The sequence below is a fragment of the Streptomyces sp. NPDC026515 genome, from assembly GCF_055567595.1.
In genome coordinates this window covers 1-17946 of the sequence record NZ_JBVHQD010000012.1, presented here as the reverse complement: position 1 = coordinate 17946, position 17946 = coordinate 1, and the positions used below count along the sequence as shown (strand labels likewise).

Sequence of the window (17946 nt, the reverse complement as noted above, 5' to 3'; positions counted from 1 at the left end):
AACCGGGACGGATTCGCGCTGTCAATGACCTTGGTCACGCGCGCGGGTCGGCCATAGCCGTCCCGCCCCGAGGCCGCCGCGGGCCGCGGTGATCCCGTGGCGCGACCGATTCCCACGGGAAGGCGAGCCGCTGACCGTGCGGTCTTGCCTCCCGGACTCCGGCGGCGCATCATGAGGCCTCTGATCAATGCCGAGCCGAGCGAACCGGCTGGCCGGCACCGCGCGGGCAACGGCACCGATCCGCCGCACTGTCGGGACCTGCGTCGCATTCCGTCGGGAGTCATGGTGAGGGCAACGCACGTCGGACCGGTCGTGGCCATGCCGCCGGTCTGGACGAAGCGCCGGCACGTCGACCTGTGCCGGACCCACACCGCGCTCTGTCGCTGACCGCACGTCCTGGCCCCTGCCCGTGATCCGGTGCGCACCCGCGCTGCCCGGCCGGGCCTGATCTCGCGTACCCAGGTGTCCGTCTGTCTCCGCAAGGACTTCCACCTCCGATGCCACCGGCATCGATGAGAAGGGACGAGCAGTGAGCGCAAAGCAGCCCAGAACCCTGAAAACCGTGACCGCCGCCGGTGGCACCTCGGAGACGTACGACCTTGCGATCGACCCGACCCGATCCACTCTCGACACGGCCGTCCGGGTGGCGGAACTCGCCGAGGCGGCGCGGTTCGACGCGCTGTTCACCGCCGATCTGCTCAGGTTCGACGCCCAGGGCGCGATCGGCGCGCAGGAGCCGCTCGTCTTCGTGTCCGCGCTCAGCCAGGTGACCTCACGGATCGGCTTGATCGCGACGGTGTCGACCACCTTCCACCACCCGTTCAACCTGGCCCGCCTCTTCGGCACCCTCGACCACGTCAGCAACGGGCGGGCCGCCTGGAACCTGGTGACCTCCTCGATCGGTGAGGAGAACTTCGGCCACGGCGAACTGCCCAGCCCGGAGGATCGCTACGCCCGCGCCGCGGAGACCCTGGACGTCGTCAACGCGCTGTGGGACAGCTGGGAGCCCGGCGCGCTGACGGCCGGTGCGGACGGGAAGACGGTGCTGCACCGCGACCTGGTGCGCCCGATCCACCACTCCGGCCGGTTCTTCACCGTGACCGGTCCCCTCAACATCCCGCCGCTGCCGCAAGGGCGTCCGGTGCAGATCCAGGCCGGGCAGTCCGAGGCCGGGACGGCACTGGGCGCCCGCTACGCGGAGATCGTGTTCACCTCGCTGCCCACGCTCGACCACGCGCGGGCTTTCACGCGGAAGATACGTGGCCAGGCCCGGCGTCTCGGGCGCCCCGACGGACTGCCGTTGATCTTCAGCTCGTTCCACGCCACCTTCGGCGCCACCGAGGAGGAAGCGAGGCGTCTCGTACGGGAGCAGCGGGAATCGATCGACTTCGAACGCGGCCGTGCCCAGGTGGCCGACATGCTGGGCGGCGGACTCGACCTGTCGGAGCTCCCGCTCGACGCGCCGCTGCCGGAGAGCCTGCTGCCCGACGTGAACTCGGTCAGGGGCCGCCGCGGCCGGGTCGACATCTTCACCGGCTATGCCCGGCAGGGCTACACCTTGCGGGAACTCGTCGTCGCGGCGCAGGACACCGGCCACTGGGCCGCGGCGGGAACTCCCGAGCAGCTCGCCGACGCCGTCGAGGAGCGCTTCCGCGCGGGCGTCCTCGACGTCATCTCACTGAGCGGTCTCGCCGACCCGCGCCGGCACGACTTCATCGTCAACGGACTTCTCCACGAACTGCGCAGACGAAAGATCGTCGCCGACGACTACACGGGCCCCACCCTCCGCGACAACTTCGGCCTGGCCCGCCCCGGTCTCGGCCGCGACGAGCAGCGGGCGGCGTCATGAAGTTTCTCGCCATCACCCTCATCGTGCACCGGCCGGATCCGGTCAGCGGAGTGCTGAAGTCGACGCACGACCGCTTCCGCGAGGTCGTCGAGAACGCGGTTCTGGCGGAGGAGTTGAGCTTCGACGGTTTCGGGGTCGGGGAGCGGCACGAGCGGCCGTTCATCTCCTCGTCCCCGACCGTCGTGCTGAGCCACGTGGCGGCTCTCACGAAACGGATCCGGCTCTTCACCGCTGTGACGACGCTCAGCCTGCTGGATCCGGTCCGGGCGTACGAGGACTACGCGACCCTGGACCATCTGTCCGCGGGCAGGCTGGACCTGATCATCGGCAAGGGCAACGGCACCGCCCAGCGTGAGCTGTTCCACGTCACCCCCGAGGATCAGTGGGACCGGAACGCCGAGAGCTACGAGGTGTTCCGGCGGATCTGGCGGCAGGACAAGGTCACCGCTGCAACCCGCTTCCGCCCACCGCTGACGGACGCCGAGGTCTGGCCGCGGCCGTACCAGCGGCCGGTCCGGGTCTGGCACGGCAGCGCCACCAGCACGGAGTCGGTCGACCTGGCCGCGCGCCACGGCGACCCGCTCTTCTCCGCCAACGTCACCAACCCCATCGAGCCCTATGCCGCGTTGATCCGCCATTACCGGGAGCGCTGGGAGCACTACGGCCACGACCCGGCGCGCATCGCGGTCGGGGCGGGTACCGCGGGCGTCCATGTGGCCCCGACCTCGCAGGAAGCGCTGGCCGCGTACCGGCCGGTCTTCGAGTCGAACCTCGCGTTCCTCAAGTCGGCCGGTCTGCCGGTGGTGTTCGAGACGCTGGAGGACTTCGTCGAGCGAAGCTCGGCCCTGGTCGGCAGCCCGCAGCAGGTCATCGACAAAGTGCACCGCTACCACGAGCAGTTCGGACACACCGTCCTCCATCTGCACGCGGACGCGAGCGGCGTCACCGACACCCGGCACCGCGACTCGCTCGAACTGTTCCAGACCGCCGTCGCCCCCGCCTTGCGCAAGGACATCCCGGACCCGCCCTTCGACTGGAGTCCCGTACGGCCCGAACCACCGACCACCATCCAGGAGTCCCCTCGTGCCTGAGACATCCCTGGGCGTCCTCGACCTGGTCCCGATCCCTTCGGGCGGAACGGCCGCGGAAGCCCTGCGCAACTCCGTCGACCTCGCTCAGCAGGCCGAGCGTTTCGGATACGGCCGCTACTGGTTCGCCGAACATCACCTCAACCCCGGCGTGGCCGGCACGTCCCCCGCCGTTGTCCTGGCGCTGACCGCCTCCGCCACCTCCACCATCCGGCTCGGTTCCGGAGCGGTCCAACTGGGCCACCGCACGGCACTTTCCACCGTGGAGGAGTTCGGACTGCTCGACGCGCTGCACCCGGGCCGCTTCGACCTGGGCCTGGGCCGCTCGGGCGGACGCCCTCCGGGACGGCCGGCCGGACCGCCGCCGACGGCGCCCCCCGTCGTCGACGGCCGTACCTCGAACGGGCTCCTGATCCCGCCGCGTTTCTCCTTCGAGTCCCTGCTCGGCTCACCCCGCATCGCACTGCAACGCAGGCTGCTCCAGCTGCCGGGCGCCGAGTCGCAGGACTACGCCGAGCAGATCGGCGACGTCCTCGCTCTGCTGGCGGGAACCTACCGCTCACCGGAGGGCGTCGAGGCGCATGTCGTGCCGGGGGAGGGCGCCGACGTGCAAGTGTGGATCCTGGGCAGCAGCGGTGGTCAGAGCGCCGAGGTGGCGGGGGCGAGAGGGCTGCGGGCCGCGGCCAACTACCACGTCAGTCCGGGCACGGTCCTGGAGGCGGTGGAGGGCTACCGTTCCTTCTTCCAGCCCTCCGAGTTCCTCGACAAGCCGTACATCAGCGTGTCGGCGGACGTCGTCGTCGCCGAGGACGAGGCCACGGCCCGTGAACTCGCCGCCGGCTACGGGCTGTGGGTACGCAGCATCCGCACCGCCGAGGGCGCGATCGAGTTCCCGACACCCCGACAAGCGCGCGCCCACACGTGGACCGACGAGGACCGGGCCCTCGTCGCGGACCGCGTGGAGACCCAGTTCGTCGGCTCACCCGGACAGGTGGCCGATCAGCTGGAACGACTCCAGGAGGCCACGGGCGCGGACGAGATGCTCATCACGACGATCACCCACAGCCACCCGGACCGCGTCCGTTCCTACGACCTGCTCGCGCGGGAATGGCGCCGACGGGGCCACCAGCCGGGTTGAGTCGGCACGGCCCGCGACGCGAGGTCCGTCCGGTGCGCGGACCTCGCGGCGCGGGCCACCGACCGCGACGGCCGTCGCACCACCTCGGCTCCGATACGCATCGGGCCGACGACGCGTCGGAGTACCGGGCGCGGTGCGGCTCACACGTCCCAGGCCTGCCGCTCCACCCAGTCCTCGAAGGAGGTGAGAGGGATGCCCAGGGCGCGGGCGAAGTCCGGGTGTGCCGGCTGCGGATGGTCGTTGATGCGGGCCTGGCCGAAGCCCATGGGTGGCATGCCCGCCGCCGTGGCCTGCTCCGGCGTCATCTCCGGCGCGGCCACCTGCACGCCGAGCCGGCGGGTGAGCACCTCGGCGATGGCGACCATGGTCAAGTGGTCGCTTGCCAGTTCCAGTTCGACCTCCGTGAACCGCTCGGGCTCGGCGACGGCCGCGGCGACGGTCCGGCCGATGTCGTCGACGGCGACCAGCGACAGCCATGTCGTGGGTCTGAGCAGCGTGGCGAGTCCGGCGCGCACGCCACGAGGGAACATGATCCGCTCGGCCGGGAGGAAGTTCTCCATGAAGAACCCCGGCTTGACGATGGTCCAGTGTGCGAAACCCGCCTCGCGCACCCGGTCCTGGATACCGGATTTGGCCGTGTAGTACGGCTCCATGGGGGAGCCGGGCTCCACCCAGCTCACATGCTGTCCGGCGCCGGACACCGAGGTGTGCACGAACTGCGGGACTCCGGCGGCCCGCGCCCCCGCGATCAGGTTCTCGGCCTGCGCGACCTCGCCTTCGAAGCCGCGTTCGGCCAGGTCGGGCATCTGCACCGAGAAGACGGCTCGGGCCCCTCGGGCCGCGGCGACGACGGAGTCGCGATCGTCCAGATCCCCCGCGACGAGTCGCGCGCCGAGCGCGTGAACGGCTCTGGCCCGGTCGCCGTCCGGGTCACGGACGAGAGCGCGTACCGGTGTCCCCGCGCCGAGCAGGGCGCGGGTGACGGCGCCGCCCTGCCTGCCGGTGGCGCCGACGACGAGGACGGGTCTATGGGAACGGATCATCGGCGCTCCAGGAAGGGGTGAACATGGACGACCGGCACGCGACAGCTAAGTGGCGGGGCCCGCCGTTTAACGCGCCGTACGATACGGAGGGCCCCGCCACTTAGCAAGGTCGGAGAGAGCGCATGACCGTTCGGCGCGCGGATGCCCGTCGCAACTACGCCAAGATCCTCGAGGTCGCCGAGAAGGAGGTGGCAGCACACGGAGCCGAGGCGTCCCTGGAGCAGATCGCTCGCGTCGCCGGCGTCGGCTCGGCCACCGTCCGCCGGCACTTCCCCAGCCGTCGGGCGCTGCTCGAAGCGGTCTTCAGCGAGCGGGTCGCCGCCCTGTGCGCCCGGGCCGAGCAGCTCTCCGGAGCCGACGACGCCCGCGCGGCGCTGCTGGAATGGCTGGCTGCCCTGACCTCCTACGCGGCCACGGCGCGAGGAATGGCCGAGGCGCTGACCGAGCCGACAGGAGATCCCGGAGCGCACGTCGGCGCCTGTTCCGCCCGGCTCGGCGCCGCCGTCGACCCGTTGCTGCGCAACGCGGAGCGAGCCGGTGCGGTCGCGGCGCACATCACGGTGACGGACCTGATCTTGCTGGTCACCGGCATCGCACTGGCCACGGAACACCATGAAGATCCCACCGCCGAGGCGCATCGGCTCCTCGCGCTGACCGTCGCCGGAGTCAGTCCGCTGCGCTGAGGCCCCGCCGTCCCCGGTCGCGGACGGCAGGCCTCCTGCGGTGGAGGGACGCGGAGCCGGCCGCGGCGGTCGCCTTCGTCACGGTGTGCCGGGTCCCTCTCCGGCCCATGGACCGACTCACCGGGCCAGCTCGCCCAGCAGCCGCCAGGTGCGCCGGCGATCCGCCTCTCCCGCGATGTCCGTACCCGAGAACACGACCTCGGTGGCGCCCGCGTCACGGTAACGGCGTATCTCCGCCTCGACCGCCCTCTCGTCGCCGATCACGGCCAGGTCACCGGCCCGTCGACCACCGGAGAGCTCGATGACCTGCGCGTAGGACGGGATCCGCTCGTAGAACGCGAGGCTTTCCACGGCCTGGGCCCGCACCGCGTCCACATCGTCCGTGACCACGCCCGGCACCAGGGCCACCACCCTGGGCGCGGGGCGGCCGGCGGCCTCGGCGGCGGCGTGCAGCGCGGGCACGATGTGCTCCGCGAGGGCGCGCGGCCCCGCCAGGTACGGGAGGATCCCGTCCGCCAGCTCACCGCTGACCCGCAGTGCCTGCGGTCCCATCGCGGCGACCAGCAGCGGGACCCCGTCCTCCGCCCCCGGCACCCGGGACGGGAACGGGGCGGTCGCGGTGAGCAGCTCACCGTGGAAATCGGCGGTACCCGTCTGCGTCAACTGCCGCAAAGCGGTGAGGAACTCGCGCAGTCGAGCGACGGGGCGTTCGAAGGGCAGGCCGAAGCCCGTCTCCGTCAGCAGCCTGGTGCCCAGGGCCAGGCCGAGGTGGTAGCGGCCGTGGGTGGCGGCCTGGGCGGTCTGGGCCTGGCTGGAGACTAGTAGCGGGTGGCGGCCGAAGACGGGGATCGCCGAGGTGCCGACCTGCAGTCCGGGCACCTCGCGTCCGACGATCGCCGCGAGCTGGGGCGAGTCCGCGCCGAAGGTCTGTCCGAACCAGGCCGAGGCGAGCCCGGACTCCGCGGCCTCGTGGGCCAGCCGTACGGAGGCGTCGACCTGGTTCGTGGCGTCGGACGCGTCGAGCACTACTCCAACAGTCATGTCAGTCGCAACGGGCCGTGGCCGAAGCGGCATTCCGGTCCGCGTATGACAGTTTCTTGGCAGTCATGTGTACGGGCTCCGGGACAAGGAGATCCGATCGAGGCGGGACGGAACGGCGGGGAGGGCCCGTCGGCAGGCGCCCGTGATCACCCCGAACCGTGCGGAGCAGGCGGACGCCGTCCACCGGGGCGTCCGCGATGCGAGACGAGCCTCTTGACGCCGGAGTCGGCCGGATCGACACTCACTGAGGGAATCCTAGTGAACGGATAGGGAAGCATGAGGCGTTGTGGTCAGGTCACCGTCCGAGTGACCCGCCCGTCTCCCCTTCTCACCTCGCGCCGCCATATCGACCTGCAGCGCGTCTGCAGTGCGATCGGGCGCCGGGAAGACCGAGCCACACTCATGGCGCACTGACGACGCCCCGGTCTCGCCGAGCAGTCGTCCTGTCCGGTGGGCGCAGGTGAGTCCTGCTCTCTCCTCCTACGCCGCTTCAGCCGCGGATACGTCCGTGCCCGCTTCCTGGGAGAGCCATGACCATCACACCGCTGGCCGCGCACACGTCCCACCAGTCGGCACCGGCCTTCCGGGGCCGTATCGGAAAGGATGCGCGCAGCGGCCACTACGCCGTTCCCGGCCGCTACCGCCTCCATCTGTCGACGGCCAGTCCCGACGGGCTGCGCATCGCGGTCGTCCACAGCTTCCTCGGCCTTGACGCCGCCTGTCCGGTGACCTTCCTGCCCGCCGTGCCGGACGGCCCGGAAGGCGGCCATTCGGTCCTGCGTCCGCTGTACGAGGCGAGCGCCCACCGCTACACCGGCGCGCCCACCGCGCCGGTGCTCAGTGACGGCTGGTCCGGACGGATCGTCAGTACCCACGCCCCGGACATCATGCGCGACCTCGCCGGGAGATTCGGTGGCGATCCGTCCGCGCTCTACCCGTGCGGCGCCGATTCGGAGATCGATGCCGTCGAGCGCATGTGCGCTCAGCGCATGAACGAAGCCGCACAGAGCGCGGGTTCGGCCGGCGGCGAACCGGCGGAACGTGAAGCAGCCCTGGTGACCTTGCTGGAGGCCCTGGGAGCACTGGAGCGGTGGCTGCTCGGGCGGACCTACCTGATCCGCGACGAAGTCACCGCCGCGGACGTCGAGTTGTGGACCGCACTGGTCCAGCTCGACACCGTGCATCGCCACCATCTCGACGCGGGCGCGGTCCAGCGCATCGCCGGTCATCCCACCCTGTGGGTCCGCATCCGCGATCCACTCCAGACCCTTCTTGGTCTCTTTGTAGACCTTGAAGGCCGACGAGCCGTGTCCGGTCACATCAGCTGTCCACCAGGTACCGTCCGAGGCGCTCTTGTAGAACGTGGTCTTGAATGGCCCACCCTTCATGATCTTTGTGGCGCCGTCGGCCGTAAGCTTCCACAAGCCCCTACCGGCAACCTCCGCGCCTTCGGCCGCGAGGCGCTTGCCGCCGCCCTCGATGGGGAAGGGCACCATGCTCGCGTACAGCCCGTAGTTGTACACGGTCGGGCAGGTGATCTGGGCGCCGCTGAGGGGCTGTCGGCCTGGACACCGTCGAGCTGGGCATCGTTCCCCTGTCCGCCTCCCTGAAAATCCCCCCGGCCACCGCCTTCTGGATCTACGACGACCGCCAGGTGATCGTGGAGAACTGGCACGCGGAGATGTGGTTGGACGATGCGGACACCATCGCCCTGTACCTGCGCACCTGGCACACCCTCCGTGAGTCCGCCGTCTACGGCTCTGACGCCCACGCCGTCATCAGTTCGGCCAGGCGCGCCCTCAACCCTCGAAGCTGATGCAGAACCCACCCTCGCGGGAGAGTCAGAGGGTCCGGACTGTCCCCGCCCGAAGGTGCTGGCGTGAACGCGCGGGAGCCGCCAGTTGCGTCAATGCCGTTTGCCCTTACGGCAGTTGCTGTCTCGGTTGTGCGCTAAGGAGGGTGCGGCGTCTGCGGCGCGGGCGCCTTTGTGATCGACGTCACCTGCCATGTCTGGAACCTGCGGCCATCCTCACTGTTCACAGGCCATTCACACGTTTTACAGTCTCGCTTCATTGATCGGTTTTTGGTCCTGTCGGCCTGCGGAATGGTGTGGGCCGGCTGTTCTGTGCTGTCCGTTTCTGTTCGGTGTTCTGTGAGTGCCGGTGCCTGCGCGTGAGTGTGGGGCTGGTGTGGGGTGGGTGTGCTGGTGGCCGCTCGGCGTTTGCGCGGGCTCTCCGTCGGTGTGGCGGGTGCCGTGCTGGCAGGTCTCTTGTCGACAGCGGGGGTGGTGTCGCCGATCCAGGCGACTGCCGCGGCGTTCTCGGATGACGGGACGCCGGTGGTGCCGGCGCAGCCGGTGGGGACGGTGCCACCGCAGCAGGCCGAGGAGGCTGGCAAGGCACTGCCGACGCCGAAATGGCCGAAGGCCGCCGAGGCGACCGTGGATCTGTCGCAGGCGGCGCCTGGCGATCCGGGTACGGTCACCGCGAGTCCCTCCGCTTCCGCGAGCAACGGCAGCAGCGAGGTCGCGGACGTGGTCGAGGTCGCACCCGTGGATGACCGCGGTGGCGCCTCGGCACAGTTGTCCCGTGCGAGGCTCGCCGATGAGGACACTTCTTCTCCGCAGCCGACCGCGCCGGACGACTCCTCGCCCCAGCCGGTCGGCACCGGCAGCCCGACCGCGGAGCCTTCTGCCGCTGACACGGCCGATGCGACGGCGTCCACGCCTGCAGATCCAGACCCGGGAGCGAGTCAGTCGCCTCAGCCGTCGGACTCTGCGCCGACGCCTGCGGGCGACGCGGATCCGGTGACACCGGACCAGGTCGAGGTACGCGTCCTGGACCACGATGATGTCGCCCCGGCGGGCGGCGTCGGGATGGGTGTGCAGGTGCTCCGTACGGACGGTGTCGCCTCGCCCGGGCAGGTGCAGGTCTCGATCGACTACTCGGGCTTCAAGTACGCCTACGGCGGGGACTTCGCCGACCGGCTTCTCCTGGTGAAAATGCCCGCCTGTGCTCTGCAGACTCCGGATGCCGAGGAGTGCCAGCAGCGGGAGTCCGTGCCCGTGGACAACGACACCGCAAAGGGCACCCTGACCGCGACGGTGGAGGCGGAGCCGGACAGCGACGGCCTGTCCTCACAGATGGTCAACGGCTCGGCCTCCGTCTACGCCGTGGCAACGGGCTCGTCTTCGAACCAGGGTGACTATCGGGCCTCCACTCTGTCGCCGACGGGCTCGTGGGACGTGTCCACCGGCTCAGGCGCGTTCACCTACAGCCTGCCCGTCAACCTGCCGGCCCCGGCACACGGCAAGGCGCCGTCGCTAGCGATGTCGTACAACTCGCAGTCGGTGGACGGGCGGACCTCGGCGACGAACAACCAGGCGTCCTGGGTCGGCATGGGCTGGGACCTGAACGTCGGCTACATCGAGCGCCGCTATCGCACCTGCCCCGAAGACGGTCTGACGACGATCTTCGACATGTGCTGGGTCTCTCCCAACAGCTCGAAGGAGCCCGACGGCGCCGTCTATGTCATCAGCTTCAACGGCGTCACCTCCCAGCTCATCCAGGACAACACCGGAACCGGCACCTACCACGTCCAGGACGACCCGGGCTGGCGCGTGCAGCACATCACGTCCGGCGGACATGGTGCGGTGGACGAGTACTGGGTGATCTCGACCCAGGACGGGAGCCGCTACTACTTCGGCTGGGGCCGTGATGAACGCACTCAGGCCGCTACCGGGTCGGTGTTCACTGAACCGGTGGTCGGTAACGACACGGGCGAGCCGTGCCGTGCGCAGTTCCCGGAGCCGTGCACGCAGGCATGGCGGTGGAATCTCGACCGCACGGTCGACCCCAACGAGGTGGAGGCCTCCTACCACTACGACAAGGAGACGAACTACTACCGCTCGATCGCCACCGGAGTCGACCAGCCCCGCTCTTACACCTCTGCCGGCTACCTGACCAGCATCCAGTACGGCTGGGCTTCTCAGATCGCCGGCTCGAAGCCGACAGGCAAGGTGGAGCTCAGCCACGTCAAACGCTGTGTGGAGCGCATGGCGGAGTCTGACCCGCTGCGCGACGAACCAGCTGCGTGTCCGTCGATCTCCTCCAGCCCCACGTCCTATCCGGACGTGCCGCTGGACCTGATGTGTGACGGCACCGCGGCGGACGTGTACTGCCGGGGCAAGACGTACTATCCGACGTTCTTCAGCACGGACATGCTGTGGGACATCAAGACGTTCGTGCTGAACACCACCGCCGACGGGTGGGACCTGGTGCAGCAGTACCAGACCAAGCACGGCCTGCCCAACCCGGCGGGCACGATCGGCAAGACGCTGTGGCTGGACTACGTCCAGCGCGAGGCCTACGGCACCGGCACGAACAAGGTGCTGCCCGTCATCAACTTCAATGGCGTCGACCTGGACAACCAGGTCGGCTCCAGCGAGCTGAACTTCCGCCGGGTCAACACCATCCACGGTGACCTGGGAGCCACCACCACCGTCACCTACGACGTGCCCGACGCCTGCAGTATCGACGACCTCCCCAGCGAGGCCTCCAACACCAAGGACTGCTTCTGGCAGAAGTGGACGCCCGAGGGCGGCACCGAGAAGACCGGCTGGTTCAAGAAGTTCCTGGTCACCAAGGTGACCGTCGACCCGACGGTCGCCAGCAGCCAGGACGGCGCGCCGGAGATGACCACCAGCTACGTCTATGACGGCGGGGCCGGCTGGCGCTTCACCAACGACCCCCTCACCAAGGACGCCGACGAGTCGTGGTCGGACTGGCGCGGCTACCATACGGTAGAAGTCACCACCGGCACCGGAGCGGTCAAGCACACCACCGTCAGCTGGCTCTACCGCGGTCTGGACGGCGACCGCACCTCCAAGTCCGACCCGTCCAAGACCCGCTCGGTATCTGTCTCCGACGGCGAGGGCACCAGCTACACGGACTCCGCCTGGCTGCAGGGCCACACCATCGAAACCTCCACCCGCGACGACACGGGCAGCTCCCACCAGCGCGTCTTCTACGACTACTGGACCCACACGACCTCCAGCTACGTGGGTCTGCCCGACGCCCGGTTCGTCCGTGAGGACCAGACCACCACCGACACGAAGATCTCCACGGGCTGGCGCACCCACGTCGTCCAGAACGAATACGACGCGAGCACTGACACCTCCGCCGTCTACGGCCTGCCCCTGCGCGTAGACGACCAGGGCGAGCAGGGCGTGGCCGACAACCAGTGCACCACCTACGGCCGCGCCTACAACACCGATAACTTCGACGGCAGTCAGATCCAGCGGTGGATGATCCTCAACGATGAGACCCGCCACTACGACACCGGCGGAGGAAGCTGCGCCGACCGGGACTCGACCAACCAGGACTCCTACACCTACACCCTGTACGACAACGCCGCCTCCGTGGCCGCGAACCACCCGGCCGACGGCAACGCCACCGCCATCGCCACGTACACGGAGGCCGGCGACAGCGACCCGCAGCGATCGACGTTCGGCTACGACGCCGCAGGCCGGCAGACCTGGGTCCAGGACGCCGACGGCAACCGCACCACCACCACCTACAACCCGTCCAGCAACTGGCCGTTGAACGGCGTCACCACCACCACCCCCGATCCCGACGGCTCCACGAGCACCCGCGGGCCGCTCACCAGCACCGTGTGGAGTTCCCGATTCTGGGGAGTGCCCTACCAGACTAAGAACGCCAACGGTGACATATCCAAGATCACCCTTGACGCGGCCGGACGCGTCACCGAGGTGTGGGAGCCCACCGAGACAGGCAGCAGCCCGTCCCTGAAATTCGCCTACGACATTCCCACCGATCCCACCGGCGACGTACCGGACGCCGTCAACGGCTACCCCAAGACGACGACGTCCACCCTGCAGTCCGGCAGCACCTACCTCACGTCCTACGCCTACACCGACGGCCTCGGCCGCGCCCGGGAGACCCAGTCCACGCTCCCGGTCAACCCCGGCGACCCTTCGTACCGACAAGTTGCGGTGACCCGTTACGACTCGGCCGGCAACGTCACCGGCACCTCCCCCGTCTTCCGCAGCGCGGGCGTCGCCGGCGGCCCCGTCCCGGTCAGCCCGGCCGTCCAGGACCTGCCCTCCTACACCGACCTCACCCTCGACTGGGCCGGCCGCACCACCAAGTCTCAAATCCTCGTCGGCAACGGCACCAGCGCACGCGCCATCCTCGAAGGCCAGACTTCCACTGCCTACCACGGCGACTACAGCACCGTCACCACGCCCGCATCCGGTGCCACCGACACCTACACCAATGTCTTCGGACAGCCCTCCCAGGTCGTCGAGCACAACGGGACCTCGACCTTCACCACCCAGTACACCTATGACGACAAGGGCGAGTTGCATCGGATCATCGATCCGCGCGGCAACGACACCTACTACTCCTATGACTGGGCCGGAAACCGCACAGAGGTGGACGACCCCGATTCCGGTGTCACCAAAACGACGTACGACCACAACGGCCGCGTGAGCACGGTCGGCAACAAGGTGATCGACCACACCCTGCACTGGCCGACCAACACCCTCACCTACGCCTACGACACCCTCGGACGCCAGACGTCCCTCAGCAAAGGCACGACCACCCTGGCCTCATGGCAGTGGGACGGTCTCGGAGTGAGCGGCGGCAAGGGACAGATCACCTCCGCCACGAGCGCCGACGTCAACGGCAACGTTTACACCGTCAAGACTGGCTCCTTCGACAGCCGCGGACGCCCGCTCAGCACCACCATTACCCTCCCCGCCGCCGTCGACGGCCTGGCCGGCGACTACACCACCAGCTACGACTACGACGCCGCCGACCACATCACCGCCGTCCACTACCCCGCCGCGGGTGGCCTGGCCGCGGAGACCGTCAACACCACCTACAACGACTACGGCCAGCCCACCGCCCTGGCATCCACCACCCAGACCTACGTCAAGAACACCGCATACAACCCCTACGGCCAGCTCAGCGACCGCTACTACGGCAACCCCACCGTCGGCACCAACACGGTCACCGCGCAACGCCACTACGACTACGACCTGACCGACGGCACCCGCCAGCTGACCGGCATCACCACAACCACCACCGTCGACCAGTCCACCACCCAGCAGCGCCAGCAGGACACCTACGGCTACGACGCCGACGGCCGCATCACCGGAATCCGGGAACAGGCCACCGGCCAGACCGCCCAGTCGCAGTGCTTCCACTACGACGACCAGGGCCGCCTCAGCAGTGCCAACACCACTACCCTGTCCTGCTTGCTCTCCACCAGCGACTTCCAAGGCGAAGCCCCCTACCAGACCGCCTACACCTACGACCGGCTGGGCAATCTGCAGTCCGTCACCGACACCCACTCGCCCACCGGGGAAGCCGTCAGCCGCGACTACCTCTACCCCGGCTACGACGACACCGGGACCTGGACCACCGCCAACGCTCCCCAGCTCCACGGCGTCCGCAAGATCAACATCAGGACCGGCAGCACCCTCACCGGCACCGAAGACTTCACGTACGACACCGCCGGCCAGATGCTCAAGCACATCGAACCCGGCAAGACCTCCGACTACACCTGGACCCCCCAAGGCCAGCTTGCTACCGCCACCGTCACCGACTCCACCGGCGCCAAACTCACCCGGTACGCCTACGACGCCGACGGCAGCCTCCTCGTGCGCACCACCCCGCAGGAGACCGTCGCCTACCTCGGCGGCATGGAACTGCACAACGACGGCACCAAAACCACCGCCACCCGCTACTACACCTGCGGCAGCGCCACCGTCGCCATGCGCACCACCGCCGGCACCTCCAGCGGTAACACCCTCACCTACCTGATGGCCGACAACCAGGCCTCCACCCAGCTCACCGTCGACGCCGCCACCGGCACTACCACCCGCCGCCGCTACACCCCCTTCGGCGACGAACGCTCCGGCACACTCCCCACCGGAACCAGCAACGGCTTCCTCGGCAAGCCCGAAGACACCAGCACCGGCCTCTCCCTCCTCGGAGCCCGCCCCTACGACCCCCACCTCGCACGCTTCCTCAGCCCCGACCCCCTCGTCACCCCCTACAACCCCCAGAACCTCTCCGCCTACAGCTACACCAACAACGACCCCATCAACCTCATGGACCCCTCCGGCCTCGGCGCCGTGAACTCCGACGGCCTGATGTGCGGCACGGGCGCACAGTGCGATGAGATCGCCAAGAAGCACGCCGACAGCGGCAGTTCATCCAGCCAAGGCAGCACCGGAGACGATTGGACGAGCTCGGTAACACCCTCGTCCAACGATTCCGACGCCGTCGGAAAGCAGTTCACTCAATTCGGGACCAATAAGCTGGCTGCCAGCCCGGAAGGCGGCTACTGGTATCCCACATCAAACACCTCAGGCGAGCCGGAGATCATCTGTTTCGGCCGCACCGCCTGCAATGTTGCCTACAACTACATCCTCGGCCACCCGAACGACATAGCCGGCGCGAAGCACATTGCCGCAACCTACTGCATCGAGAACATGTCCCGATGCCAGGCAGACGCCCGCATCTGGGACCGAGTCCAAGGAATCGGCACAGAATTCGTCTCCGCTCTCGGACTCGGCGAGGGCTCTGCTCTCCGAATCGGAAAGGCGGCAGAGGGAGAAGCAGTCGGCGCGTGCAAGAACAGCTTCTCACCGGACACACCCGTCCTGACGGAAGGCGGGAAAACCAAACCCATCGGGAAAGTCAAGCCCGGCGACAAGGTTGAGGTGGCCGACCCGAAGACGGGAAAGCATGTAGGCACCCGCGAGGTGCAACAGGTATGGATCAACCATGACGCGGACCTACTCGACCTGGTGATCCGCGCCACGGACGGTAAAACAGCGATCATTCACACCACTGCGGGCCACCCATTCTGGGACGACACGACGCACCGATGGGTACCTGCCGGCAGTCTCCACAAGGGCGACGCCCTGGAGTCGGCAACCAACACGCACGCCAACGTAGTCAGCATTCGTCCGACCCCCGGTGCGGCCGACCGCTGGAACCTCACAGTGCAGCAACTTCACACGTACTATGTACTCGCAGGGACCACGCCAGTATTGGTTCACAATTCTGGACTCTGCGGGACGACTGCACTTGAGCAGGGAGATTGGCAGCACATTCTGGACCGGCATCGGCCCGGTGGAGCGCTGACCGACGACGCGGCAGGGATTTTTACAGGCAAGGAAAAGGTGGTTCGTCGAAGGATCGCCGACACCATCAATCGGGGAACTCCCAAGCCGAATACGCCGGATCCTGTCACGGGAGCACCCCGGCCCGGCCAGATTTATGAATGGGACTTCGGTACAACTGTCGGAAAGGCTGGCCCGGCAAATGGGGGTGGAGACTTGACTGGCATTCGCGTGATTGTGAACGACGGAAAAGTCGTGACTGCCTTCCCGTATTAAGGGAGCTAATTTCCTGCTAGGAGAAAACATGATTCACCTTTCCTTCTCTCTTCCGGAGCCCGCCTCGCCCTGGCGTAGGACCTGGGATGGGGCTAAGCAGGGCGATCCTGCGGGACTTGCGGAGATTGACCTTCGGTACAAGTATTTCGGGGTCAATGTTGAGATGGTCGTGGGCGACCTGGAGATCATCTCGAAGCGAAGGTTCGTGACACTCGTGGATCTGGCGCTGTCTCTTCGCGGAGTAGCCGAGCGGATCTCCCGTGGGGAGGACGCGGCGTTTGGTTTCACGGAGAGCGACGAGGTAATTAGACTTCGTCAGGCCAGTGAGGGGATCTCGGTAACCTCATCGAACAAGCAAGGTGAGGCGTCGGTGAATCGCGAAGAGTTGCTGGAGAAGCTCTCGGAGTTTCTGCAATCTGCTCATTCGCAGCTAGTTGAAGAGATTCCGGAATTGGGTGATAACCCGGTTATTCAAGGGATCACTTCAAGCTCTGAGCTGTAATTTCAGGGCAAAGTAGGTCGCCTATGCCAGAAGCCCCGCTGATGGGTCATCAGCGGGGCTTCTGGGGTCATGACGGCAGTAGTTGACGGCAACGTCAGCGGACGAGTGCTGCACGAAGTGGTGATTCGTCGCCGTCGTCGGGCCGGGCGACGGGCTGGGTGGGGTCGCGGAGGGCGTTGCCGAGGAGGTCTATGGCGTCTCGTTGGAGGCGGAGCCGGACGTGGGCGTACACGGTCGCGGTGACGCCGATGTGGGCGTGTCTGAGGAGTTCCTTGATGACGACGAGTTCGACGCCCTGTTCGAGGAGGAGGGTGGCCGCCGAGTGGCGGAGGTCGTGGAATCGGATGCGGCGAAGCCCGGCCTTGCGGAGCAGGGTGTTGAAGTGCCGGGTGAGGGTGGCTCCTTCGATCGGGTTGCCGTCGGGTCGGGTGAAGACGTAGCCGGTCGCCTTCCAGCCCGCCCCTGCCGCTTCGCGTTCCTGGTGCTGCCGTTCGCGGTGATCTTCGAGGGAGCGCAGGCACGGCGTCGGCAGGGCGATGCGGCGTTCGGAGCTCTGGGTCTTGGTGGGCAGGGCGATCAGGCCGGCGGTGTTGGTGCGTTGGAGGGTGCGGCGGATGCTGGCGGTTCCGCCGGTCAGGTCGAGGTCTTCCCAGCGCAGGCCGAGGAGTTCGCCCTTGCGCAGGCCGGTGCGCAGGGCGAGTTCGAACAGCGCTTGCAGCCGGTGCCCGTCCGTGGCAGCCAGGAACGCGCGAGCCTCCTCGACGGTGAGGGGTTCGGGGACTGTCCTGAAGTTTGTGTTTGGCCTGGTGTGACCCAAGTTGGCATGAGATGGGTTCTCTGCCGGGAAGGATCACGATGGGCAGTACGAACGAGAGTGGCCCCGAGGGTAACGAGCATCAGGTGCGGACGGGGGCGGAGTTGGCGCAAGCAGCGACTGAGCAGGACCGGGGGCTGGCCGAGAGCCTGATCGAGCGGGCCCGACGGGACGGGCTGCAACTGGTCGGCGAGAACGGGCTGCTGACGGGGCTGGTGAAACTGGTCCTGGAGGGTGCGCTGGAGGCCGAGATGGCGGAGCACCTGGGCTACGAGAAGGGCGATGCGGCCGGCGCGGGCTCGGGCAACCACCGCAACGGCACCAGCCACAAGACCGTGCTCTCGCAGGTCGG

The 17946-nt window shown here is 68.2% G+C and carries 10 protein-coding genes and 3 pseudogenes; 10 read left to right on the top strand and 3 right to left on the bottom strand.

Translation table 11 applies throughout. The annotated features are described in order from the left end of the window. The first annotated feature begins 562 nt into the window (after nt 1-562). Genes ACZ4O3_RS24960 through ACZ4O3_RS24950 form a run of 3 tightly spaced genes read left to right on the top strand, consistent with a single transcriptional unit; the run spans nt 563 to nt 4075 of the window. Nucleotides 563-1849, top strand: a complete 1287-nt coding sequence (locus ACZ4O3_RS24960) for an NtaA/DmoA family FMN-dependent monooxygenase (protein ID WP_351322282.1) — start codon at nt 563-565, stop codon at nt 1847-1849. Next, on the top strand, nt 1846-2940 hold the full coding sequence (locus ACZ4O3_RS24955) for an LLM class flavin-dependent oxidoreductase (protein ID WP_467724318.1): 1095 nt from the start codon (nt 1846-1848) through the stop codon (nt 2938-2940). Before ACZ4O3_RS24960 ends, ACZ4O3_RS24955 begins: the two co-directional genes overlap by 4 nt. After that, nucleotides 2933-4075 carry an LLM class flavin-dependent oxidoreductase gene (locus ACZ4O3_RS24950; protein WP_467724316.1) on the top strand — a complete coding sequence of 381 codons (1143 nt, stop codon included), beginning with the start codon at nt 2933-2935 and terminating at the stop codon, nt 4073-4075. Before ACZ4O3_RS24955 ends, ACZ4O3_RS24950 begins: the two co-directional genes overlap by 8 nt. A 140-nt stretch (nt 4076-4215) precedes the next feature. On the opposite strand, the gene ACZ4O3_RS24945 is transcribed toward ACZ4O3_RS24950, so the two are convergent. After that, entirely contained in the window at nt 4216-5118 is a 903-nt protein-coding gene (locus tag ACZ4O3_RS24945) for an NmrA family NAD(P)-binding protein (RefSeq protein ID WP_467724314.1), read from the bottom strand. Between the two features lie 122 nt (nt 5119-5240). Between ACZ4O3_RS24945 and ACZ4O3_RS24940 the strand changes: the two genes are divergently transcribed. Next, complete coding sequence (locus tag ACZ4O3_RS24940) at nt 5241-5801, top strand: TetR/AcrR family transcriptional regulator (protein ID WP_467724312.1); 561 nt, start codon at nt 5241-5243, stop codon at nt 5799-5801. Between the two features lie 117 nt (nt 5802-5918). Here ACZ4O3_RS24940 and ACZ4O3_RS24935 read toward each other — a convergent pair whose 3' ends face one another. Continuing rightward, a complete protein-coding gene (locus tag ACZ4O3_RS24935) occupies nt 5919-6842 on the bottom strand; it encodes an LLM class F420-dependent oxidoreductase (protein WP_467724311.1) in 924 nt (307 codons plus the stop codon). A 276-nt stretch (nt 6843-7118) separates the two neighbouring features. Between ACZ4O3_RS24935 and ACZ4O3_RS24930 the strand changes: the two genes are divergently transcribed. From ACZ4O3_RS24930 to ACZ4O3_RS24910, 5 genes and pseudogenes are all read left to right on the top strand, one after another. Beyond that, nucleotides 7119-7256, top strand: a complete 138-nt coding sequence (locus tag ACZ4O3_RS24930; protein WP_351322294.1) for a putative leader peptide — start codon at nt 7119-7121, stop codon at nt 7254-7256. 116 nt (nt 7257-7372) lie between these two features. Further along, a pseudogene (locus ACZ4O3_RS24925) lies at nt 7373-8218 on the top strand (glutathione S-transferase C-terminal domain-containing protein); the annotation flags it as partial. Between the two features lie 176 nt (nt 8219-8394). Continuing rightward, nucleotides 8395-8658, top strand: a pseudogene (locus ACZ4O3_RS24920) (Scr1 family TA system antitoxin-like transcriptional regulator); the annotation flags it as partial. A gap of 990 nt (nt 8659-9648) precedes the next feature. After that, nucleotides 9649-16278 carry an RHS repeat-associated core domain-containing protein gene (locus ACZ4O3_RS24915; protein WP_467724309.1) on the top strand — a complete coding sequence of 2210 codons (6630 nt, stop codon included), beginning with the start codon at nt 9649-9651 and terminating at the stop codon, nt 16276-16278. A 28-nt stretch (nt 16279-16306) separates the two neighbouring features. After that, entirely contained in the window at nt 16307-16780 is a 474-nt protein-coding gene (locus ACZ4O3_RS24910) for a hypothetical protein (RefSeq protein ID WP_467724307.1), read from the top strand. 94 nt (nt 16781-16874) lie between these two features. Here the strand turns inward: ACZ4O3_RS24910 and ACZ4O3_RS24905 are convergent. Continuing rightward, nucleotides 16875-17555, bottom strand: a pseudogene (locus tag ACZ4O3_RS24905) (site-specific integrase); the annotation flags it as partial. An 80-nt stretch (nt 17556-17635) separates the two neighbouring features. Here ACZ4O3_RS24905 and ACZ4O3_RS24900 point away from each other — a divergent pair. After that, nucleotides 17636-17946, top strand: a 311-nt coding sequence (locus tag ACZ4O3_RS24900; RefSeq protein WP_467724305.1) for a transposase, incomplete at its 3' end; no start/stop codon positions are given.